Source organism: Candidatus Pantoea gossypiicola (genome assembly GCF_008632075.1).
Lineage (GTDB): Bacteria > Pseudomonadota > Gammaproteobacteria > Enterobacterales > Enterobacteriaceae > Pantoea > Pantoea gossypiicola.
Genome location: NZ_VWVM01000001.1, coordinates 58,374 through 80,784 on the forward strand (window position 1 = coordinate 58,374; position 22,411 = coordinate 80,784).

General features: G+C 51.8%; 19 protein-coding genes. All 19 read right to left on the reverse strand.

Annotated features, from left to right (window positions below; genetic code table 11):
* Positions 1 to 2 precede the first annotated feature (2 nt).
* The 19 genes from rfbC to F3I20_RS00365 all read right to left on the reverse strand — a co-directional run bounded on the left by rfbC (position 3) and on the right by F3I20_RS00365 (position 22,396).
* On the reverse strand, positions 3 to 536 hold the full coding sequence (gene rfbC, locus F3I20_RS00275; protein ID WP_150037026.1) for a dTDP-4-dehydrorhamnose 3,5-epimerase: 534 nt from the start codon (positions 534 to 536) through the stop codon (positions 3 to 5).
* Positions 536 to 1,417, reverse strand: a complete 882-nt coding sequence (rfbA, locus tag F3I20_RS00280) for a glucose-1-phosphate thymidylyltransferase RfbA (RefSeq protein WP_150037025.1) — start codon at positions 1,415 to 1,417, stop codon at positions 536 to 538. The genes rfbC and rfbA overlap by 1 nt, the downstream gene beginning before the upstream one ends.
* A gap of 44 nt (positions 1,418 to 1,461) precedes the next feature.
* On the reverse strand, positions 1,462 to 2,349 hold the full coding sequence (gene rfbD / locus F3I20_RS00285; RefSeq protein ID WP_150037024.1) for a dTDP-4-dehydrorhamnose reductase: 888 nt from the start codon (positions 2,347 to 2,349) through the stop codon (positions 1,462 to 1,464).
* A complete protein-coding gene (gene rfbB, locus F3I20_RS00290; protein WP_150037023.1) occupies positions 2,349 to 3,428 on the reverse strand; it encodes a dTDP-glucose 4,6-dehydratase in 1,080 nt (359 codons plus the stop codon). Before rfbB ends, rfbD begins: the two co-directional genes overlap by 1 nt.
* A gap of 434 nt (positions 3,429 to 3,862) precedes the next feature.
* A complete protein-coding gene (gene galE / locus F3I20_RS00295) occupies positions 3,863 to 4,876 on the reverse strand; it encodes a UDP-glucose 4-epimerase GalE (protein ID WP_150037022.1) in 1,014 nt (337 codons plus the stop codon).
* Positions 4,877 to 4,918: 42 nt separating this feature from the next.
* Positions 4,919 to 5,821 (reverse strand): UTP--glucose-1-phosphate uridylyltransferase GalF, encoded by a 903-nt coding sequence (gene galF / locus F3I20_RS00300; RefSeq protein ID WP_150013637.1) that lies wholly within the window; start codon positions 5,819 to 5,821, stop codon positions 4,919 to 4,921.
* Between the two features lie 277 nt (positions 5,822 to 6,098).
* Entirely contained in the window at positions 6,099 to 7,439 is a 1,341-nt protein-coding gene (locus F3I20_RS00305) for a lipopolysaccharide biosynthesis protein (RefSeq protein ID WP_150010341.1), read from the reverse strand.
* Positions 7,436 to 8,659: a glycosyltransferase gene (locus F3I20_RS00310; RefSeq protein ID WP_150037021.1), complete on the reverse strand. Its 1,224-nt coding sequence runs from the start codon at positions 8,657 to 8,659 to the stop codon at positions 7,436 to 7,438. Before F3I20_RS00310 ends, F3I20_RS00305 begins: the two co-directional genes overlap by 4 nt.
* 4 nt (positions 8,660 to 8,663) lie before the next feature.
* A complete protein-coding gene (wcaK, locus tag F3I20_RS00315; RefSeq protein WP_150037020.1) occupies positions 8,664 to 9,926 on the reverse strand; it encodes a colanic acid biosynthesis pyruvyl transferase WcaK in 1,263 nt (420 codons plus the stop codon).
* 158 nt (positions 9,927 to 10,084) lie between these two features.
* On the reverse strand, positions 10,085 to 12,301 hold the full coding sequence (locus tag F3I20_RS00320; protein WP_150037019.1) for a phage tailspike protein: 2,217 nt from the start codon (positions 12,299 to 12,301) through the stop codon (positions 10,085 to 10,087).
* A gap of 82 nt (positions 12,302 to 12,383) precedes the next feature.
* A complete protein-coding gene (locus tag F3I20_RS00325) occupies positions 12,384 to 13,418 on the reverse strand; it encodes a glycosyltransferase (RefSeq protein WP_150010349.1) in 1,035 nt (344 codons plus the stop codon).
* 46 nt (positions 13,419 to 13,464) lie between these two features.
* The gene (locus F3I20_RS00330) at positions 13,465 to 14,217 is read right to left on the reverse strand and encodes a glycosyltransferase family 2 protein (RefSeq protein WP_150037018.1); all 753 of its coding nucleotides are present in this window, start codon (positions 14,215 to 14,217) and stop codon (positions 13,465 to 13,467) included.
* A 69-nt stretch (positions 14,218 to 14,286) separates the two neighbouring features.
* A complete protein-coding gene (locus F3I20_RS00335; protein WP_033733239.1) occupies positions 14,287 to 15,204 on the reverse strand; it encodes a glycosyltransferase family 2 protein in 918 nt (305 codons plus the stop codon).
* 74 nt (positions 15,205 to 15,278) lie between these two features.
* The gene (locus F3I20_RS00340) at positions 15,279 to 16,457 is read right to left on the reverse strand and encodes an acyltransferase family protein (protein WP_150010353.1); all 1,179 of its coding nucleotides are present in this window, start codon (positions 16,455 to 16,457) and stop codon (positions 15,279 to 15,281) included.
* Between the two features lie 34 nt (positions 16,458 to 16,491).
* On the reverse strand, positions 16,492 to 17,196 hold the full coding sequence (locus F3I20_RS00345; RefSeq protein ID WP_150010355.1) for an SGNH/GDSL hydrolase family protein: 705 nt from the start codon (positions 17,194 to 17,196) through the stop codon (positions 16,492 to 16,494).
* A gap of 11 nt (positions 17,197 to 17,207) precedes the next feature.
* On the reverse strand, positions 17,208 to 18,347 hold the full coding sequence (locus F3I20_RS00350) for an EpsG family protein (RefSeq protein ID WP_150010357.1): 1,140 nt from the start codon (positions 18,345 to 18,347) through the stop codon (positions 17,208 to 17,210).
* A gap of 275 nt (positions 18,348 to 18,622) precedes the next feature.
* Positions 18,623 to 20,800, reverse strand: a complete 2,178-nt coding sequence (gene wzc / locus F3I20_RS00355) for a tyrosine-protein kinase Wzc (RefSeq protein WP_150037017.1) — start codon at positions 20,798 to 20,800, stop codon at positions 18,623 to 18,625.
* Between the two features lie 12 nt (positions 20,801 to 20,812).
* Positions 20,813 to 21,247, reverse strand: coding sequence for an arsenate reductase/protein-tyrosine-phosphatase family protein (locus tag F3I20_RS00360; RefSeq protein ID WP_150010361.1), 435 nt, complete (start codon positions 21,245 to 21,247; stop codon positions 20,813 to 20,815).
* 9 nt (positions 21,248 to 21,256) lie between these two features.
* Positions 21,257 to 22,396, reverse strand: coding sequence for a polysaccharide export protein (locus F3I20_RS00365; protein WP_150010363.1), 1,140 nt, complete (start codon positions 22,394 to 22,396; stop codon positions 21,257 to 21,259).
* Positions 22,397 to 22,411: the final 15 nt, after the last annotated feature.

Consider the following 22,411-nt stretch of genomic DNA (forward strand, 5'->3'; position numbering starts at 1 on the left):
AATTATTTCAGTTCGGACAGCAGTTGTCCGGCTTTGTCTTTTTCAGATAGGATAGGCTCTGAAACAGGCCAGTCAATGCCTAGTTCAGGGTCATTCCATGCCAGACAACCTTCGCTTGAAGGGTCATAATAGTTAGTGCATTTATATTCGAAATCTGCATAGTCTGAAATAACAACGAAGCCATGTGCTAAGCCCGGCGGAACCCAGAATTGCGTCTTGTTTTCTTCCGAAAGATAAACGCCAACCCACTGTTTATAAGTTGGTGATTCAGGTCGGATGTCGACTGCGACATCATATACTTCACCTCTTACCACACGGACCAGCTTGCCCTGGGGGTTATTTCGCTGGAAATGCAAACCTCTTAACACATTTTTTGCTGAGCGCGAATGGTTGTCCTGTACAAATTCACTTTCGATATTGAGCGCACGCTTATATTTTTCACTCTGGAACGTTTCCAGGAAAAACCCGCGCTCATCACCGAAAACTTTAGGCTCAATAATTTTTACATCAGCAATTTTCGTATCAATAATCTTCATTATAAACGTCCTTCAACCAAAGCCATCAGGTATTTGCCATATTCGTTTTTAAGATACGGCTTAGCGAGTTCCTGTAATTGCTCTTTGTTAATAAAACCCATTCTGAAGGCAATTTCTTCCGGGCAGGCAACTTTTAAACCCTGACGTGATTCAATAGTCTGGATAAAATTGTTGGCTTCCATCAAACTCTGATGCGTACCGGTATCCAGCCAGGCATGTCCACGGCCCATAATGGAAACTGAAAGCTTACCCTGCTCCATGTAAATACGGTTAATGTCCGTAATTTCAAGTTCACCACGTGGTGATGGTGCCAGGTTTTTAGCCATTTCTACAACACTATTGTCATAGAAATAAAGTCCGGTTACCGCATAGTTGCTGCGTGGATGTTCAGGTTTTTCTACCAGTGAAATTGCTTTGCCTTCGCTGTCGAATTCCACAACGCCATAACGCTCAGGATCGGTAACATGATAAGCAAAGACGGTTGCCCCATTATCCTTAAGAGATGCGGTTTCAAGCTGCTTATAAAGGTCATGCCCGTAGAAGATATTATCACCCAGGATGAGTGCGACAGAATCATTACCAATAAACTCTTCACCAATGATGAACGCCTGAGCAAGGCCATCCGGGCTTGGTTGCACTTTATACTGAATGGAGATACCCCATTGAGAGCCATCACCCAGTAAGCTTTCAAAGCGTGGCGTGTCCTGCGGCGTACTGATGATGAGTATATCGTTGATCCCAGCAAGCATCAGCGTGCTCAGTGGATAGTAAATCATTGGCTTATCGTAAACGGGTAACAACTGCTTGCTTACTGCCATTGTTACCGGGTAAAGACGGGTTCCAGAACCACCAGCGAGAATAATACCTTTATTCTTTTTCACAATTTTACCTTACGTAGTCAGGACACTTTAACGTCCTGTTCTAATTATTTAAGAGTCTCAAGCAACATACGTTCAACACCCTTTTGCCAGTCTGGAAGCGTCAAACCAAAGGTATGCTGGAACTTCTCTGTATTCAGTCGTGAGTTTGCAGGACGTCTGGCAGGTGTAGGAAATGCGCTGGTCGGAACAGGATTAATCACCTGAACGTTAAGCTCTACACCCTGCTGTTTAGCAAAATCGATCACACTGGTAGCGTAGGCATGCCAGGTGGTTTCACCCGCTGCAATAAGGTGATACAAGCCAGCAACGCTGCTGTCATTTAGTGCCACTCTTATCGCATGTGCTGTACTGTCTGCTATCAATTCAGCGCCAGTGGGTGCGCCAAATTGATCATTAATCACGGACAAGGTGTCCCTGTCTTTAGCCAGCTTTAGCATTGTCTTAGCGAAATTATTTCCCTTCGCAGCGTAGACCCAGCTGGTGCGGAAGATGAGGTATTTCGACATGTTATTGACGATGGCCTGCTCTCCTTCCAGCTTTGTCTGTCCATAGACATTTAACGGAGCGGTTGCATCATCTTCGCGCCAGGGCCTATCACCCGTACCATCAAACACATAATCTGTGGAGTAATGGATTAACCATGCGCCGATTTCCTCAGCGGCCTCTGCCAATGCCGCGATTGAGGTGGCATTAACCAGACGGGCCTTGTCCTGTTCAGATTCCGCTTTATCCACCGCCGTGTAGGCGGTCGCATTAACGATAACCGCTGGCTTAATTTTGCGAACCGTTTCAGCAACACCTTCAGGATTTTCAAAATCACCGCAGTAGTCACGGGAATGACGGTCAACCACAATTAAATTGCCCAACGGAGCCAATGCACGCTGCAATTCCCAGCCCACCTGTCCGTTTTTACCAAAAAGCAGAATATCCATTAGCTACGCTTCTCGTAGTTTTGTTCGATCCAGTTCTGATACGCACCGCTCTTCACATGCTCAACCCACTCTGAATTGTTAAGGTACCATTCAACGGTCTTCTTCAAACCCGTTTCAAAGGTCTCTTCAGGTTTCCAGCCCAGATCTTTTTCAATCTTAGCGGCATCAATGGCGTAGCGGCGATCGTGCCCTGGACGATCCTGAACATAGGTAATCTGAGCGCTGTAAGGTGTATCTTTTGGACGCAGCTCATCAAGCAGTTCGCAGACTTTCAACACAACATCGATATTTTTCTTTTCGTTATGTCCACCGATGTTATAAGTCGTGCCGGTCTGTGCATTTTTCACCACGGTATAGAGCGCACGCGCATGGTCTTCAACATAGAGCCAGTCACGGATCTGGTCGCCTTTGCCATAGATGGGTAACGGTTTGCCTTCCAGCGCATTACTGATAATCAGTGGAATGAGTTTTTCCGGGAAATGGTAAGGACCGTAGTTGTTAGAGCAGTTGGTTACGATGACTGGCAATTTATAGGTGCGGCCCCAGGCGCGAACCAGATGATCGCTGGCTGCTTTCGTTGAGGAATAAGGGCTGCTGGGTGCATAAGGGGTTTCTTCGGTGAATAGCGGCAATTCACCATCCATTTCATCCGGATGCGGCAGGTCACCATAAACCTCATCAGTCGAGATATGATGAAAACGGAAAGCTGCTTTACGTTCTTCCGGCAAGGCGCTCCAGTACTGGCGGGTCGCTTCCAGCAGTGCATAGGTACCCACCACGTTGGTCTGAACAAACTCAGCCGGGCCAGTGATTGAGCGGTCTACGTGGCTTTCAGCGGCCAGATGCATGATGGCATCCGGTTGAAATTCATTTAATGCTTCAGTAATAGCCTGACCGTCGCAAATATCGATCTGCTTAAAGGTGTAGCGTGGATTGCTGCTTACCTCTTTTAACGATTCAAGATTGCCTGCATAGGTTAGTTTATCAACGTTTATGACTTCATCATTTGTATTGTTGATAACATGACGTACAACCGCTGAACCGATAAAACCTGCACCACCAGTGATAAGTATCTTCATAACGTGTTTATTCCTGACAAGCTATCTGAGGCATGGGTGCCTGAAAAAAAGCAGACAATCACAAGCGTTTTCAGAGCACGCTACCGCCCCTGGGTTACAGCTCCCACGATGCTGATTATCTTTGACCGAATGAGTGTGCTGACAACATGAACCCGCCAGATGTCCAGCATTTCGTTGATTGATATCACTTTATTAATGAAATTATTTAAGTGGGTTTATCATTCAACAATCGTAAATTCTATCACTCAGGTATAGCTATTACGAATAAAATGCGATTATGCCTGGGGTGTTAGTTCAACTAATGAGCATTTTATCAGGCAGGGGATAGTTGCTGATGCGTCAGGATGATGCAATCAGAATAGTGGGAAAAGGCTTTTAAGATAATTCAACTCAAATATAAAAAAGGCGAACCAAAGTTCGCCTTTTCTTTTCAACTACCTGAACCCATCCGGGTTCTTACTCTGCCAGTTCCACGTGTCACACATCATCTCATCGATGCCGCGCGTCACGCGCCAATCAAGCTCACGGTTCGCCAGGGACGCATCGGCCCAGAACGCAGGCAGGTCGCCGTCACGGCGCGGCTTGATCTCAAAGGGGATCGCCTTGCCGGAAGCCTGCTCAAACGCCTTGATCATCTCCAGCACGGAGAAGCCTTTGCCGCCGCCCAGATTGAAGGCAGTGTAACCTTCAACTTTGTTCAGATGGTCCAGCGCTTTCAGGTGCCCTTCCGCCAGGTCAACCACGTGGATGTAGTCACGCAGACAGGTTCCGTCTGGCGTATCGTAATCGCCACCAAACACGCCCAGCTTCTCCAGACGACCAATCGCGACCTGCGCGATATAGGGCAGCAGGTTGTTCGGGATGCCAGTCGGGTCTTCACCGATTTCGCCAGACTCGTGCGCGCCAACCGGGTTGAAGTAACGCAGGGCAATCGCTTTAAACTTCGGCTCTGCTTTGGCGAAGTCGCGCATGACGAATTCGGTCATCAGCTTGGAGGTGCCGTACGGACTGGTGGTGCCACCAATTGGCGTAGTCTCAACGTAAGGAACCGGTGCATCTGCGCCGTAGACGGTCGCTGATGAGCTAAAGATGAAGTTCCAGACACCGGCATCACGCATCTCTTCCAGCAGTACGACAGTACCCGCCACGTTATTCTCGTAGTACTCCAGCGGCATACGCGTCGATTCCCCCACCGCTTTAAGCGCTGCGAAGTGAATAACGGCTGAAATGCTGTTGGCTGCGAACAGGTCACGCAGACAGGCGCGGTCACGGATATCGCCCTCAACGAAGGTCGCTTTTTTACCCGCCAGTTTCTCCACGCGGTTAATGGCTTCGCGTGAGGCGTTGCAGAGGTTATCCAGAACCACAACATCATCACCGCGCTGCAACAGCGCCAGTACCGTATGGGAGCCGATATAGCCTGCTCCGCCCGTGACTAAAATTGCCATGTGAGCTCCTTTCAATCTGCCGCGTATGACGCGGCGATTTAATTACTTTTGTTTTGCGAGAATCGTCTGGATAGCTTCGCGGAAATCGCGACCCTGCGCGTTGTTACGCAGTCCGTAAGAGACGAACGCCTGCATGTAACCGAGTTTACGACCGCAGTCGAAACTTTGACCGGTCAGCAGAGAAACATCAACGGTTTTATGCTTGCTCAGGCTGGCGATCGCATCGGTCAGCTGGATACGGCCCCAGGCGCCTGGCTCAGTGCGCTCCAGTTCCGCCCAGATATCAGCAGAAAGCACATAGCGGCCTACCGCAGCCAGATCAGAGTTCAGTCCGGTTGTATCTTCAGGCTTCTCGACGAAATCGGTAATGGTGCTGATGTCGCCAGGGTGATCGATCGGCTCTTCGGTAGTGATCACGGAGTACTCAGAAAGATCGGACGTCGGCATATGCTGCGCCAGGACCTGGCTGTGGCCGGTCTCTTCAAAACGGGCAACCATCGCAGCAAGGTTGTAACGCATGTGGTCAGCGGTAGAGTCATCCAGCAGAACGTCTGGCAGTACGACCACGAACGGGTTATCACCGATCATCGGGCGGGCACAAAGAATGGAGTGGCCCAGGCCCAGCGGCTGTGCCTGACGCACGTTCATGATGGTTACGCCTGGCGGGCAGATAGACTGCACTTCGCTCAGCAGCTGACGCTTCACGCGCGCTTCAAGCAGCGCTTCCAGCTCATAGGTCGTGTCGAAGTGGTTTTCTACGGCATTTTTCGATGCATGCGTGACCAGCACAATCTCTTTAATACCTGCGGCAACACACTCGTCAATGATGTACTGAATCATCGGTTTGTCGACGACAGGCAGCATCTCTTTCGGAATGGCTTTAGTCGCAGGGAGCATATGCATACCGAGGCCCGCAACCGGGATTACTGCTTTAAGCTTGGTCATATTTATTCCGTTTAATAAAATGAAGATGTGGGTCGATTATGCAGGATCGGCCGGAAGAGCAAGTATAATCTTTATCTGAAAAGCGGACAGTAACTCTCTGTCATAACTTGGAAATTCGGCATTTTGCCCATTGCCAGCGACACCATAAACTGAATAAAGACAATCAGTAATCGAATATTACTACTGTGATCTACAGCACTTTTCGTTGCAGGGCTGAGACCAGCTATAAATGAAAACGGGCGACCCTCAGGCCGCCCGTCGATATAACGCTTTATAATCAGAGCCAGCCTTCAAACCACTCTGGCATCACAAACAGATTAAAGTGATTTACCAGCAGCATCACGCCAACAAATACCACCGACACGGCCACCCACTGCCGGGCATAAGGAATAAACCGAATGCCAATTACCGGCTTGATAAAGAACGGATGAGCCAGTGCCGAGATCAGGATCTGCGAGATGGAGAGCGTCAGCGCGACGTAGAGCACGTTTGGCCAGATAAAGGTGGTTGCCAGTACCATCAGGACCACAATGCTCGCCACGATGTTCCAGTAGAACTCAACGTTGGTACGTCCGTTGGCCTGGGAAATCGCGCCGGTCAGCCCCCCCATCGGCCGCAGCATACCAAACAGCAGCATCAGCGGGATCAGATGATAGACCTGCTCATGTGACGCGCCATAAAGCACACGCACGATAACCGGCGAGAAGATACCAATAGCCAGATACATGGCGCTGCTGAACAGCATGATCCCCAGCGTGCCTTTCAGGAACAGCTTTTTCAGCTGCTCGGCATCGTGCTGTTTCTCAGCAAAGCGCGGCAGTGCCAGACGGTTAATGACCGGCGTGACCAGCTTCAGCGGTTGCAGCACCAGCTCTTTCGCCAGCGAGTAAACGCCCAGCATCTCAGCGCCCATGACTTTACCGACCACCAGCGCATCTGCCTGGGTACGCAGCTGATTAATGGTCTGCGAACCGAGCTGATAGCTGCCATAACGAATCGCGCCGAAGAAGGTCGCTTTGTCGAACTCCCAGGTCGGACGCCATGACTTCTCACCCAGTGCAATCATGCAGAGAATGCGGGTAAAGGCGTTGATGAACAGACCCAGAATCGCCGCCGACACCGTCAGCGAGGTGAACTCCAGCATCGCCACGACACAGAGGAAGGCAAATAGCTTGGTGCCCATCTCAATCTTCGCCAGCGACACCATCCGCTTGGTTTTGATGTAGTGCGCCTGATATTGCGACAGGTGCCCCAGCACCAGGAAGTTCAGGCTGGTCAGCATGATCAGCCCGGTCAGCTCCGGCAGGTGATAGAACCAGGAGACCGGGAAGGCGATCAGCAACATGATCAACCCGGTACACAGGCTGAGGGAGACGTTGACCCAGTAGATAGTGCTCTGCTCACGACGGGTAATGTTCTGGCGATGCACCAGATAACTGCTCATTCCCATATCCTGCAGCACACCCGCCACCGCCAGGATGGCGTTGATAATGGCTAACAGCCCCAGCTCGTGGGTTTCCAGTTTGCGGGCAAGAAAGCTCAGCTGTGCAACCTGCAGCACCGCAGAAAAGCAGGTGCTGCCGAACAGCCAAATTGCCTGTGACTTAAATCCACTCACACCAGTCGCTCCAGAATCTGTGCCAGTTCGCCGTAGGCGATATGCTGATTAAATTCAGTCTCGACTTTGTGGCGTGCCGCAGCAACCACGGGTGCCACATCCACTTCACCCTGAGACAACTTCAGCAGCGTTTCCGCCAGCGCATCGGGGTCGTCCTCTTCCACCAGCCAGCCAGAAACATTGTTCTCAATCAGCTCCGGAATGCCGCTGTGGAAGGTAGAGACCACGGGCAGGCCAACCGCCATCGCTTCCATCAGTGCGACCGGAATCCCTTCCATGTCGCCATCTGCGGCGGTTTTAGACGGCAGCAGGAAGATGTCAGCCTCGCTCAGCGCACGACGAATCTCCTCCTGCGGCTTAAAGCCCGGCATGCTGACACAATCTTCCATCCCCTCGCGGGCGATGAAATCACGCATCATCTCATCCTGATCGCCGTTGCCAATAATGGTGTACTGAAACTGACCGCCACGCTGTTTCAGGATGGCGCTGGCTTTCACCGCGACATCCAGCCCTTTTTTCTCGGTCAGACGCGCCACCGAAACGATACGCAGCGGTTTATGGAACGCCTGGCGCGGCTGGAAGTTAAACTTCTCCGGCTCAATGCCCATACGCGTCACGTGAATTTTCTCCGGCGGGCAGCCCATCTCAATCAGCTTGTTCTCCCACAGATGGCTGATAGGCAGCATCAGCTCACTCTGGCGGAACAGATTGACGTAATCGAGTTTGTGCTCTTCCAGAATGTGACGGCGGGAGATATCAGCGCCATGAAACACGGTCGCCTGTTTACCCTTCAGCACGCCCAGTTCACGCAGCTTGTTTGCCAGTGCACCGGCATAGCCGAAATGCACCAGAAACACATCTGCGGTAAAGGTCTGCTTAGCATTCGCCACAATCGACGGCAGCAGCAGTTTGCTGGACTGCGCGCCATAACGGCGCACATTCAGCGAACGCAGCAGCGACGGCTTCGTCACTTTTGGCAGCACCAGTTTGATACGCTGGTTCAGCTTATCAACAATCGAGACTTTCTCTTCCGGCAGCAGATAGTGGGTCTTCGCCGCCAGACCATACTCATCAAACGCCGCATGCCGGTTCACTAAATCGCCGGGAAAGACTGAAATAATCTCCACCTCGTAACCGGCATCAATAAAATGGGTCACCTGATTTAGTACGAATGTCTCAGAGGCAACCGGGAAACGCATGGTGAAAAAAGTCAGTTTCATCACATTACCCTAATACTTTGAGAATCTCTTCAGTGATCCGGTTGCCAATTTCCCTTTCATTCGCAACGGCCGTGTCGACCTTGAGCTTGATGTTGTCGTAGTCGGCAAGGACCGTTTTCACCTTGTCGATCAGCGAGCCATCCATCAGGCTTTTCACATCGGTTGCCATCTGCGGCAGACCAAGCTGGTTCATCACACCCATCGACTTGTGCTCATAGTTAATCGCCACAGCCGGGGTGCCAAAGTTCATGGAGATAATCGCCGAGTGCAGGCGTGTACCGATGGTCAGATGGCAGTGACTCAGCAGGATGCCCAGTTCCAGGTCATTAAACTCGTCCATAATGACATGGTAATGTTCTGGCTGCGCCACGTGGTCACGCAGCGTCAGCGCCACCATACGGTCATCTTTGGCATAGCTGTCGATGCCGGTACAGGTGGAGAAGGCGACGACCTGATAGCCTTCAGCAATCATCGCATTGATTACCTGGCCAAAGGCTGCTTCATACTCCTTCTGCGTCACGCCCAGACGTTTATCAAATGGCGCAAGTTCACGTACGGTGATCGCGATGGTTTTACGGCCATCGATAATACCCTGCCAGTAGCGCAGATTGTGGCTCGGATTCTCCACTTCACGCGCACGCACCAGGAATGCCGTATCCACGCCAGAGGCAACTTTAGAGCTGGTCACGCCATCGCGCTTCATCAGGTCAAGGCTGACCGATTCGCGCAGCACCAGGCTGTCGACCCGATCAAAAACAAAATTTGCCAGCGCATTGACGCGCGGGTTCTGGAAAGGTCCCACTGAGTGGCCGATCAGATAGATCGGCTTTTTCGCCATCAGCGCACAGAGCGCATGGTCAAACTGGGTCACGCCATAGAGATCGACGAAGAAGGATCCGCCCACCTGAATAATCGCATCATATTTTGCCAGGCTTTCGGTAAAGGCCTTCAGGTGAGGCGGCACAGCGAACGACTTAAAGATCCCGCCTTTGCCCAGGTGCGCCATCATGATATCGGGCATCAGACGGTTCGCCACTTTACGCTTAAACGAACCGACCAGGCCTTTACCCGATTTGCTGTTGTGCAGATACAGCGCATCCTGCTGAATATCCTGCTGGAGCAGATAACCGGAGCTGGTTGGATAACGGCTAATAACATCAATGTCTAAATCACTGCGTGCAGACTTCATCGAATCGATCAGTCCACGAAGAATCGCGCCATCCCCGCGATTTCCACACGTATGGTTACCCACCAATAAAATTTTCATAACAACTCCGAATGAATTTTTTTAATTCTGTAAGCCGCCCAGATCCGAAATGGGCAAAATGAACTCTGTTTAAAGTAATGCTTTACGGGATAACGCACCCAAAGGTACTGCTCCTGTTAAACCGGCCGCCTCCATTCTGGCGGCCCTGATACAAGGGGTTATGACTTAATCGCGAAGTAAGGCAGCGCAACCTGTTTACCGTTGATCACCACGGAAACAAAGCCTTCCGGCTTACTGGTATCGACCTGATCGGCGGAGAGCGGACGGGAAGCCATCAGCAGATCGCCCTGCTCGTTGGCCCCCACGCCCGCTTTGCCGTTATGCAGGCTGAAACGCTGCGGCGCGCGTTTGGCCGCGTCGCCCGATGGCGGATTACCCTTCTCCATCTTCGCGTTGACCCGCGCACAGCGACCGGTCACAAAGCGATCTTTACCGGTGGTTTTCACCAGCACGGCCGCCGATGGCGTCCAGCCCGCCAGTTTGACGAAGATACGGACATCGCTGTCATGCTCAGCCACATAGCGCACATCGACAATCGGGCTGCTGCCTTCTGCCGACCAGCTCGCTTCCGACAGGTCTTTCTTGCGCTGCACGTGGATCACTGCGCGACCGCCGGTGGTCTTGTCACCCATCAGGTTCATCAGCGGTTTATCGCCACTGCCGTTACTGAACTGCGACTGACCGAAGATTTCGATCTCCCACGAATCCCCCACCGTCGGTGAGTAGAGGCTACCGAGATCAAACCAGGTCTCCTGGTTCGTATTGTTCTCTAAACGCCAGCGCGAGGTGATGTAGTTATAATTCAGGCTGCCATCCAGGGCGACGCCGTAAGACTCCACACGGGTCGATCCCATCTCCCAGATGCTGAGCAGACGATCGCCCTGCATGGAATTGTCGATCCAGCTGCCCGACTGCAGACTGGTCTGACGCATATTCAGGCGGCTGTTATGGGCGATAAGCGGGTTCTTACAATCCTCCAGGCTTAGTGCATCGATAATCCACTGGCCATTGGAGATATCGCCTGGGTTATCACAGTGCTCAATCCAGCCATTGTGAATTATCGACTGGGCGCAGCGCGCCAGGTTAAGCACCTTGCCGCCGCGACAGTGCTGCGCATTGAAGTTTGACAGCTCAATGGCGGTGCTGTGATCCCAGTTGCCCTGTTTCTGCCCTGACCAGCCCGACTTAATAACATCACCTGAGCAGCGTGAGGCATACCACTGATCGATTTTGCAATCGAGCGTATCCTGCAGACTGATGGCCGTGCCGCCTACTGCGGTAAAGCGCAGGCAGGCCCCACGGAAAAATTGTCCGCCAGGACAAGTGTTATGGAAAAAGCCCTGCTGATTCGGGCTTTTATCGCTATTACCGTTAAAAATAAGATTAGAAAGCTCGACCCGACGGGCATTCATCTCAAAAACGAAATCTGACTTACCATCAGAGACAATTGTAGTCGCCGGGAAGTAGCCGAAGTTAACCATCGCCCCTGAGATGCGGAATAGATTGAGATTCTTCTCGCCCAGGTTACAGGCGGACACCATAAAAGTACCGGCCGGGAACTGGACGCAGATCTGCTGGTTAGCCTGTTGCGACCAATTGAACATCGCCATAATGGCCGGGGCCGTATCGGTCTGGCCATCGGCAATCGCACCGAAATCAAACAGCGTCAGGCGGTTGAAATCGTCTACCACACGACGCCATGAGAAGCCTTCACCGGCAATGTTTACGCCGCCATCATTCTGAGTGGACTGGAAGCTACCGACAAACTCACCGCCGCCCACTTCGCGTCCTTCATGCCAGCTTTTGAGCTTAACCTTGGCCCCTTCAAACAGCGGACGGGTTTTACGTAACTCCGCGACAGACGCGATCTCACCAATCAGCTGATAACCCGCCGGCTGCGCCAGACGCTGACTGAAATCAGCAGCACCCGGACGGCTGACATCGGCGATATTAAACAGGGTCTGACCGTTATTGTCCTCGACCGTCATCGAATGAGAAGGATCGGCAATCAGTGCAGCGTTGTCCTGAATAAACTGGGCGAAGTTGCCCTTGTTCAGCGCGATAGGCTGAGCAATCTCAGACACTTTCCCGCTGGCATCACGCAGGAAGACCGGAATCTGGTTACCCGGTTTGCTGGCATCCACACCCGCTTTACCAATCCAGAGTTTGCCCTCAAAACCCTGCCAGAACTGGGGTGGCATGGCGTAGACATTCTCTGGCGTCAGGATAGGCACGTCGCCTTTAGGGATAGCAGCCGCATCAACCGGCTTCAGGGCAATGCCGTTACTTTTTGCAGCGTAGCTGGAAAAGGTGCTCACGGAGAGAGCCCCCACCAGAGCGGAGGCGGCGGTCTGTAAAACTTCTCTTCTTTTCATGCATCAATTCCCGTAGTCAATAAGGCCACTGGCCATGGCGGTGTCCCTGAGGCACGTCGCAAGTGAGCTTTTCCAGCTTCTGTTAAACCAATGACAGCCAGCTTTGCTTAATCTGGTTACCGTCAAATTTCAGCGCGGTTTGTTTGGTTTTTTCGCTCATGGCATAGAACAGCGCGTCATCGCTGGCAAGCTGCTCCATTCGGGCCAGAAACGTGGTTTTGTCATTCATCGGGACCAGGAATCCATCTTCACCGTGGTTGATGATCTCCTGCGGCCCGGTCGGGCAGTCATACGCGACGACCGGCAGTGACCAGGATTTCGCTTCCAGCAGCACCAGTGGCAAACCTTCATAGCGCGACGTCATCAGCGCCATATCGCTGTCGCGATAGTAATCATTGATATTGCTGACCTTGCCGACAAACTTCACGCTGTCGGTAATGCCCAGCACGGCCGCCTGATCATGCAGCTGCTGACGCAGTTCGCCGTCACCGGCAATCACCAGCGTCCAGTCAGCATGAGTACGGACGAAGTCGCGCCAGATATCCAGCAGCAGATCAAAGCCCTTCTGGTTATCCAGACGGCCCACCGCCAGCGCCTGACGATGGCGGGTCTGACGCTGATAGCCTTTGTAGACCACCGGGTTTGGGATGGGCTTGCTGGGAATGCGCCAGCGACTAAACACCTGATGATCTTTTTCGGTCAGAACAATCACGCGGTCGTAGTAGCGCAGCAGCAGAAACTTGAGGAACTTAATCGGTTTGCTGAAGGAGTTAATGGCGATATGTTCGCAGGCGTAGGCTTTGCCCCGCTTCTTCTTCATGGCCAGCAGATTCCAGAAGGCGAACATCACGCTCAGGCGACCCATGCTGATCAGGAAGACGGTATCAAAACCCTCTTCGTTGATTCGCGCTACCGCGCTTTTAATCGGGTTGCTCTGGCCTTCGAAGCTGACGATTTCTCTGACATGCTCAAACGGATAAAAGGTTTTACCGCTGCCTTCCAGCGAGTAGATGGTGACGTCATGCGTTTCGCCAAGACACTCTGACATAAAGTTACAGATGTTCTCGGTGCCCGCATACGAATAAGCATCTTTGATCACCAGGACAATTTTTTTCATGAAACGCTATCCACCTCAAATTTTAAAGACAATCCTGCCGACAGGCTTAACGATGCTTAAGGGTAAACAGCACACCATTCACCATATACCAGGCGTAATAGTAATAGATTTTTAAAGGATTGTTTTTATAGATAATTCTTAATAATTCGAGGTGCCATTGGGCAGCTTTATTTTTATTGCGTGAAAGGGAATCGCCTAATTCGTAATAGTTGACCAGAATCGTCTGAATTACGCGCGCCTGCTTATAGCGGGTGAATAATTCATACAAAAACAGGAAATCTTCATGGCCTTTGCGCTGAAAGAAAAGCCCCTGGGGTGGACGGCGGAAACAGACGGAAGAAAAACAGACGCGATACTGTTTCTTCACAAAGTTTTCCTGCTGCAGGTACGGTTTGCTGTAGGTGATGTCGTGCTCAGCCTTGCGGGTTTTGTAGTGATACTCGGTAATGACAAAATCATCACCGGCCGCGATGGCCGCAACCTGCTGGGTCAGTTTATCGGCATGCCACTCATCGTCGCTGTCGAGAAAAGCGATAATCTCTTCAGTCGCCGCGCGCAGCCCGACGTTGCGGGTCTCTGCTGCGCCCATGTTGACCGCGTTATCCAGAATAGTAATGCGCGGATCCTGACAATGCTCGCGCACAAATTCCAGCGAGTCATCGGTGGACTTATCATTGACCAGATAGAGGTGCCAGTCGGTATAGCGCTGATTGATAACCGATTGCACAGCGCGTAATACCGTCTGACGTGCATTATACATAGGCATGACAATGCCAACGGTTCCAACAGAATTATTCATCTTCAACCCTGAATTAAACGAAAAGAGAGGTGCTCCCGGCGTCAGGAGCAGAACGAGGCGCGGCGCGCGTCAGGAGAGTGCTTTCTCACCGCCGAAACGTGCTTTGACCTTGTCTTTAACCCGGTTCATAAAATAAGCACGGTTGTCTTTATTGGTGAGGAAGAAGTAACGCGCAAAGCTCAGACTCGCCATCAGCGACTTGCCATCCATTTTGTAGCGCAGCGGCAGCTTAAAGGCTTTGTAGGTGTGGATATCACGCGGGGTAAGATGCGGCTTCATGCTATCCAGCCAGAACATCGAGTAGTTCACCGATTCGCCTTTGTGTTTAGAGCCAAATTTCGTGACCAGGTGGTAGTTCGCCAGCGGTGCGGCGATCATCACGAAGTCATAGCCCATGCGGTCGGCACGAATGCAGAAATCATAATCCTGATGGCGGATGTAGCGGGTATCAAACTGAATCTTCGCCGCGTCTTCGCGCTTCAGCACAATGGTGCTGGTCTGGATAAAGCCATAGCAGCCGAACAGATATTCCGCGACGGTTTCATTTTTACCCGGTGGCTGCATCGGCATCACTTTCAGGAAGGTGCCATCCTGATAGATATTCACCTGGCTGAAAATAACGACGTTCTTTTTGCCCTGGGCTTCCAGCTGCGCAATTTTTTCGCTCACCTGCTGCAGTTTGTCCGCGGCCCACTCATCATCGGCGTCAAGGAAGCTGACATAATCACCGGTCGCCAGCTCGATACCTTTGTTACGCGCACCGGCCCCGTTGAGCTTGACCTCAGAGAGCACAAGATTAATGTCGAGATCCTGGTAGCGTTCGCTGCGAACCACCTCCGCCAGCGCGGCGGCATCCGCAGATTTATCATCCACGATGATGACTTCAAAATTGCGATACGTCTGCGCTTTAACGCAATCCAGCGTGGTTACAATCGATTCTGACGCATTGTAAGCGGGGATCACGATAGAGAAGCGAATGTCCTTCATTGCCAGCACCTCATTAAAAACAATTACAATTCAAATATATAACGTTTGGACGTGGCAGGGTAACCGGTGATGTCCTAAATTGTTGCCGAAGCGTTGGCCGCCTCTTTTTTCTTCTGACTGCTGGTGATAAATGGCTTCTCAACGCAGAGATAGGTCAGTCTGGCGATATAGAAGGAGGCCACAAAGAACAGCGTGGAAAGCAAGGTGTAGAAGATAAAGTTATGCTGAATCAATGATTCTGGAATCATCTTGATGAAATAGAGCACGATGCCGTGGATCAGATAGAGGCTGTAGCTGACCTCACCGACCGACATCAGGGTTTTACTTTCCAGAAGGCCGAACAGCGAATTGCCGCTGCTGATAATGAAAAACACCACGGCCAGCAGGCAGAGGAAAATCAGGTAGTAGAACGTACTACTGGTAAAGAACAGCGCGATAACGGCCAGAGCAATGGCCAGTGCCGCCGCCAGACCCGAGGAGCGGAAAGCCATAAAGCGGTCGCGGTAATGCCATGCCAGATAGCCGGTTGCAAAGCCCAGCACCGGACGGGGATCGGTATAGGCGGTGCCCCAGAGACGCAGCGCGATAGCGACGGCTAAAATCCCGCCAATCGACCCCATGATCAGCAGCATCTTAAAGCGGCCACCGGTGGCACGATTCAGCAGGTAGATGAACGGAATCGACAGATAGAGCAGCCATTCCAGTCGCAGCGTCCACTCGACACCGGCGTTGATATTAGCCGTCGGAATTGAACCGATATGGTAATTGCCGATAAACAGGAACCAGCGCAGACCGTCCACCAGCATTGCGCCGCTCGCAACCACATCCCCACTGAACCAGCCGATGACCACGATCAGCAGTGCAGAGAACCAGAACATCGGCACAATGCGTCGCACGCGTGACTTCAGCAATTTGCGTGTCAGTTCAGCGGGAGTCAGCTTGTCGTTGTCCAGCCAGCGATAGAACAGAAAAGCAGAGATCATGAAAAACAGGGCGACACCAAATTTACCGGAGTTGGCAAAAAAGTTTCCCTGCGACACCCATGCAAAATAGTCTTTATCAAAAACCCACTCATGGTCGAGTGAATAGACGTAATGTGCAAAGTGTGAAAAGGCGACGATGCTGGCCAGCAGCGCACGCAATCCCGAGATACTTTTAATACCGCTGCCGTTATAAACGCCGCGATGGAATGAAAACAACCGTAATACCATCAGTGCCATAATTAATGACAGCACCATCATGAGTACGTACATACCGCCCTGCTCCTTCTGTTTTTAAATAACTTAATTAGTGAGTCGATTTAAAAACGGCATCAAAATTCTGGCTCAGCAGCGCAAACGTCTGCTGTGCTTTTATCTGATAAAGCTCTTTCGTCGGGTGAATACAGTCAGGAGACATCTGGCTGTTCCACGTTTTCTGCTGCTTAATCAGTTCATACTGTCTTACCACCGGAACCTGCTGTTCGCGGGCTACCGCATTTATCTGATAGACATAAGGCCAGACATTCCATTGCTCTGCACGGCCACACAGCGGATTAGGCTGCTGCAGCACCACCTGTTTGCCATGCGCTTTAGCCGTTTTCACCAGTTCTGTCAGGATACGGTTAAAATCCTGCGGGCTTTCCGCGCCATGAGCGTGGTTCTTACCGGAAAAGACGCGCGCATCATTGATGGCATAGTTGATCAGAATGATGCTGGCATCGGATTGCGCCATACGCTGTTCCCAGCTCTCTTTCGCGTTAATCAGTTCTGAAACCTGCGCGCCTGGCGAACCATGATTCTCAATACGGATATCCGGGCCATATTTTTCCTGCAGCATCTGCTGCAGATAACTCATTTCATTCTCTTTGCTGATGACATTACGTCCGCCAGAAGAGATCACACCGGCGGTTGTCGAGTCGCCATAGGCTGCGATGACAACCGCAGCCGGCGCATCTGCTGCCTGCACCAGTAACGGTGCAGCAAGCACTAACAGGGGAAGGAGTCGAATCATTTTCAGCTCTCTTAGTGAACTAACTTAAATTCACGCGCCACTTCATACCCAACAACCGCCTGTTTAAGCGAGATGGTGTTGTAGTAGAGGTAGTACATCTGGAAGAAGACAAACATCGCAAACATCGCGGGCTTCCAGGCTCTCTTAGACTGGTAGATCAACAGCGTCAGCACTATTGGCTCTACCTGCAGGAGGTAGTTTGAGAGACGAGCGCCCGATGAGTAGTTGTACAAAAAGATCCTGATACCCCCGCCGATTGCAAAGGTAATAATCAGCAGGTAATTCAGTCGCCAGACATCATAATTGTCACGCTTCAGGCGGTTCGACAGCATGAAGTAGACAAAAATAAAGACCAGCGCCACGTTTTTCAGGTTCGAGACCGAGAAAACACTGCCGGTACTGGCTGTCGCTGCGTTGTCATTGTTGTAGCCAGCGGCCCTCTCCCCTAATCCCCCCAGATGGCCGGCAATGGCTGTAACGAAGCCCATCCCACCCACTTTCGACGCCGGAATACTCAATACAATAATCGCAATCGGGAACCAGCGACGTTCACGCAGGAACAGGAAGGGGATCAGCGTGACCACCATGACCGCGGTATTGTGGCTGATAAATGAGAGAACAAAGAAGCCAAACGCCAGCCAGTAACGCTTCAGATAAAGCGTCCAGAGCACCCCCAGAAAAAGTGCCGAGCTCAGACCAAAACGGATCTGGTTAACATCTTTGTTGATGAAGATATGGGCCGAATAGAGCGCCAGTGCCAGCACCGGATAAGGTGACATCTTTTTAAAGAAGATGGCGTTCGTCCCCACCGCGAGGATCGCGAAGACAAACAGAAAGGCGCTGGCATTATGGGAAAATAGACTGGTCAGCCAGGCAATGGCAAAGATCAGCGGTTCATAGCGGAAAAATGCCACGGTATTGAAGAAGCCATTGACCTCGATGCGCCGGACGAAATCTTCAAAGAAGCTGCGGTACTGATAATCATCCATGCCCGTGCCAAGTCCGCGGATACCGCCGAACACAATCAGCGTCACGGTCGCGATGCAGAGCAGATAAGTCAGAATATGGGAGGTGCGTTCGTCTTTTTTCAGCAATATTTCAAACAGCGAAAGCAGCAGTAAAAAGCCTGATACATACCAATATGGAGCCATGGTGTGATTCCTTAATTCCACAAGTTCTCATGCCAGCAATAATCACGCTTCGCCTTCCCGGCTTGCTTTTCCGGGTCTGATAGCACGGTCACAATTTGCGTGCAGGCGATGCCATGCTGGTGATGAATTCTGTTGAGTGACGCTCGCCATGCGATTTATAGAGGTATCGCTTTAGTGGGTTTGGACAGAATAACCTGTGTAAATTGATGCGTGTCGTCATTCAAAGGGACGATAAAAAGGGGCGGTCAGACCGCCCCCTGTTTATTACTCAATGATCAGCTTTTTTCGGGCTTGCTGTAGTCATAGGCATAGTAGTCATAACCATGGCCATATGAATTAGCCGCTTTACGCACCACGGCGTTGAGGATCACACCTTTAATCTCAATACCGTTCTGGGCAAAGCGTTTGAAGCTGACGTCCACTTCTTTGGTGGTGTTGGCTTCGAAACGCGCCACCATCAGTGAGGTGCCGGCCAGCTTACCGATAATGGAGGCATCGGTAACGGCCAGAATTGGTGGCGTATCGATTAACACCAGGTCGTAATTCTTGCTCGCCCAATCCAGCAACTCACCCATGCGACGATGCATCAGCAGCTCAGACGGGTTTGGCGGAACCTGACCACGTGGCAGGAAGTCGAAACCGTACACGCCCTGCTGAATCAGCGCCGGGCTGAACTCAGTTTTGCCAGACAGCACGTTTGACAGGCCAGATTTGTTATCCGCGCCCAGCAGTTCGTGGGTATAACCACGACGCATGTCGCCATCGATAAACAGAACACGCTGACCTGCTTTCGCGACCAGCGTCGCCAGGTTGGCACAGATAAAGGTTTTACCGATACCCGGGCTGGCACCGGTGATCATCAGGATGTTGTTCTTCGCTTCCATCATGGCGAAATGCAGGCTGGTACGCAGGCTACGAATCGCTTCAATGGAGAGGTCAGTCGGATTACCCAATGCCAGCAGCGTTTCGTGCGGATCGGTTTTCACCTTGCTGCCGCGACGCGCCAGTGCTTCGGTATCCTTTTTACGCTGCCAGTCAGACAGTGGAACGCTGGCATAGACATTCATACCCAGCTCTTCCAGCTGATCCGGGTTCTCGATGCCGTGATGCAGCAGTGCTTTCAGCAGAACCAGACCCACTGACACGAACAGACCCAGAATCAGGCTTGCGGCAATGATCAGCATCTTCTTCGGTGCAACCGGCGCGTTAGCTGTCTGCGCGCTGTCAATGATGCGGACATCACCCACGGTGCTCGCCTTGCTAATGCCCAGCTCCTGCTGACGGTTCAGCAGCTGCATGTAGATCTCCTGACCAGACTGAACGTCACGGGTCAGACGCAGGATTTCCTGCTGAGTCTGTGGCATGCCAGAAATTTTCTTGTTCAGCTGAGCCTGCTCACCTTCCAGCGTTTTGCGTTTTTCCAGCAGCGCGCGGTAAGTCGGGTGATCTTTAGTGAACAGCTGTGAGACTTCTGCTTCACGGAAGGTCAGTTCGTTTAACTGACTCTGCACGCTGACAGAGGAGTCCAGGGCAGATTTCGCTTCCAGTGACAGGTCAACAGATTCATTTTGACGACGGAAGGTGTTCAGCTTGTTCTCTGCTTCATCCAGCTTGCTGCGAACGGCAGGCAGCTGAGTGCGTAAGAACTCCAGGCTTTTCTCGGCCTGCTCTGACTTGCGTTCAACGTTCTGTAACAGATAGTTATTTACAATCTGGTTCAGCACTTTGCTGATCTGCTCCGGATCTTCACCCAGATACTCCAGACCCAGCACGCCGGTGTCTTTACCTTTGTCTGCCACGGTCAGGTTAGAGAGCACAGAACGGATCGCCTGCAGGTCATTCAGCTTGGTCACGGTGAAGCTGGTGCCTTCATCGGCGTGAATCTCGCTGACCAGCATGCTGATGTCGCCGTGCGACTCCAGCTGGCCAACTTTACCTTTGAACAGCTCATCGCCATCTTTAGAGACGGTGTAGCTATCCGGACCGGTCACTTCCAGTTCAACGTTACGTTTGTCGATAGTGCGTGGGATTTCCAGGCGCGAAATCGCGATGCTGGCGGGTTTGTTGCCCATCAGACGCGACAGCCCCTTGCCGATGACCGGGAAGTAGTTCTGCTCAACCACGGTATCCAGACCCAGATCGTCAACGGTTTTGCCGATGACCATACGGGATTCCAGAATCTCGATTTCCGTATCAGAGGCAGGCGTCGGTGGCAGAATGCTGTCAATCTCGTTCAGAACGGTACTGGCATTCTTCTGCTCGACCTGAACTAACGCATCAGCGCTATAAATCGGTGTCGCAAACAGTGTGTAGAGTGTTCCCGCCAGCATGAAAAATGCAGTAACGGCAACAATGATCCAGCGATGGTCAATTAGCTGTCCCACAAGATGCGCCAGATCCCATCCATTCGACTCCTCGCCCGGCGCGGTTCTGACCTTATTTTTTATATTCATGGATAATCCCAACTATCGGCTTAATACGTTGACCCACTTCTGGGTAGCGTTTTCCAGTAATCCGTAAATCTCTTCAAAGGCCTCACGGCTTTTTCGGTACGGATCCGCAATTTCTTTCTGATTGAGCCAGTGCCCAAGCAACATGGTTTTGCCACGTGCGGCGGGATCGATGCGATTCACCTGTTCAATATGTCGCTTCTCCATGACCAGAATCAGGTCACTGTGGCGGCACATTTCGGCCGTTAACTGTTGTGCCTGATGGCCTTCCAGCGACAGACCCTGCGCTTCGGCAACGGAGGATGCCATTTTGTCGGCCGGGTGGCCGACAAGCGCCCCCAGGCCGGCAGAGCGAACATCTAAATCGGGCAGCGCACGTTTAAACAGGCGCTCTCCGGTCGGAGAGCGGCAGATATTGCCAACGCAAACGACTAACACGGACGTAATCATGGTCAGACCTTAGTTCGACCAGTTGCGGATACGCAGTGCGCTCTCGCTCACATCGTTGATACCCGCAATGGTTGGCAGTAATTGCGAGATCACACGGTTCCAGCGCGTCAGCGGCGTTGAGGTGACATATACGATGTCATATGGCTGAAGCTGGAATTCGGTTCCCATCACCATGGATGCCGCATCTTTGGTGTTCAACTGATAGATGTTGGCAATCTTATTGCGATCGGTGCCGCGCAGTGGACGGATAACGAAGACGCCGGTGGCATCAGAGGTGGTTTGATCCATCCCAGCCGCGTTGCCCAGTGCTTCCGCCAGCGTCATGCCGCTGCGGTCCATTTTCAGGGTCGCCTGCTGCTTCACTTCACCCATCACGAAGATTTTCAGATCATCGTTACGCGGAACGTAAAGGATATCGCCTGGATAGAGGAGGTGGTTCTGGCTCAGGTCGCCATTCTGCATCAGTGCCTGCAGAGAGACGCGCTGTTCACGGCCATTGTGCGTCAGTACAACGTTACGCCAGTCAGCATCAGCGGCCAGGCCGCCAGCGGCGTTAATCGCGTCCAGAATCGTCAATGGCACGTTAGTGATTGGCTGCTGACCTGAGGTCGTCACCGAACCGGTGACATAGGTTTTCTGTGACTTGAACGAGGCGATGCTCACATCAACCTGTGGGCTTTCAATGTACTGTGCCAGGCGGCGTGCCACTTCATTACGCACTTCGCTAACAGTACGGCCTGCTACACGTACACGGCCAATATAGGGATAGAAAATAGTGCCGTCAGAATGTACCCAGTTGCCGGTGTCGCTGGCGCTACGGTACTGACCCGCAGGGGTTGTCAGTTCCGGGTGATCCCAGACCGTCACGGTCAGGACATCGCCTACACCGATACGGTATTCATAGTTCTGAATTTCGTTCTGCAGTGAAGGGTTCGCCTGAGCCACCAGAGGCTTAGGACGCATTTTCTCAACCAGTGAAGGCGTTAATGGGAAGACGTTGACATATTTATCAATGTCAAAGTTGCTATCCTGTTGCTCAATAACATCTTTTCCTGATGTAGAAAGACGAGAACCGGGTTCGACTGTACACCCGACAAGGAATGTGGCGGATACCAGCAAGGGTATCAATTTCATTTTGATTGTAATCATTTAGATCTTCGCTAT

Coding starts and splice junctions, on each gene's coding strand:
- F3I20_RS00365 (WP_150010363.1), bottom strand. CDS start 22,396: ATGATTACAATCAAAATGAAATTGATACCCTTGCTGGTATCCGCCACA.
- F3I20_RS00360 (WP_150010361.1), bottom strand. CDS start 21,247: ATGATTACGTCCGTGTTAGTCGTTTGCGTTGGCAATATCTGCCGCTCT.
- rfbB (WP_150037023.1), bottom strand. CDS start 3,428: ATGAAGATACTTATCACTGGTGGTGCAGGTTTTATCGGTTCAGCGGTT.
- F3I20_RS00320 (WP_150037019.1), bottom strand. CDS start 12,301: ATGAAAAGAAGAGAAGTTTTACAGACCGCCGCCTCCGCTCTGGTGGGG.
- F3I20_RS00345 (WP_150010355.1), bottom strand. CDS start 17,196: ATGATTCGACTCCTTCCCCTGTTAGTGCTTGCTGCACCGTTACTGGTG.
- wzc (WP_150037017.1), bottom strand. CDS start 20,800: ATGAATATAAAAAATAAGGTCAGAACCGCGCCGGGCGAGGAGTCGAAT.
- F3I20_RS00350 (WP_150010357.1), bottom strand. CDS start 18,347: ATGGCTCCATATTGGTATGTATCAGGCTTTTTACTGCTGCTTTCGCTG.
- F3I20_RS00330 (WP_150037018.1), bottom strand. CDS start 14,217: ATGAATAATTCTGTTGGAACCGTTGGCATTGTCATGCCTATGTATAAT.
- F3I20_RS00325 (WP_150010349.1), bottom strand. CDS start 13,418: ATGAAAAAAATTGTCCTGGTGATCAAAGATGCTTATTCGTATGCGGGC.
- wcaK (WP_150037020.1), bottom strand. CDS start 9,926: ATGAAAATTTTATTGGTGGGTAACCATACGTGTGGAAATCGCGGGGAT.
- rfbD (WP_150037024.1), bottom strand. CDS start 2,349: ATGGATATTCTGCTTTTTGGTAAAAACGGACAGGTGGGCTGGGAATTG.
- F3I20_RS00335 (WP_033733239.1), bottom strand. CDS start 15,204: ATGAAGGACATTCGCTTCTCTATCGTGATCCCCGCTTACAATGCGTCA.
- rfbC (WP_150037026.1), bottom strand. CDS start 536: ATGAAGATTATTGATACGAAAATTGCTGATGTAAAAATTATTGAGCCT.
- galE (WP_150037022.1), bottom strand. CDS start 4,876: ATGGCAATTTTAGTCACGGGCGGAGCAGGCTATATCGGCTCCCATACG.
- F3I20_RS00340 (WP_150010353.1), bottom strand. CDS start 16,457: ATGTACGTACTCATGATGGTGCTGTCATTAATTATGGCACTGATGGTA.
- F3I20_RS00310 (WP_150037021.1), bottom strand. CDS start 8,659: ATGAAACTGACTTTTTTCACCATGCGTTTCCCGGTTGCCTCTGAGACA.
- galF (WP_150013637.1), bottom strand. CDS start 5,821: ATGACCAAGCTTAAAGCAGTAATCCCGGTTGCGGGCCTCGGTATGCAT.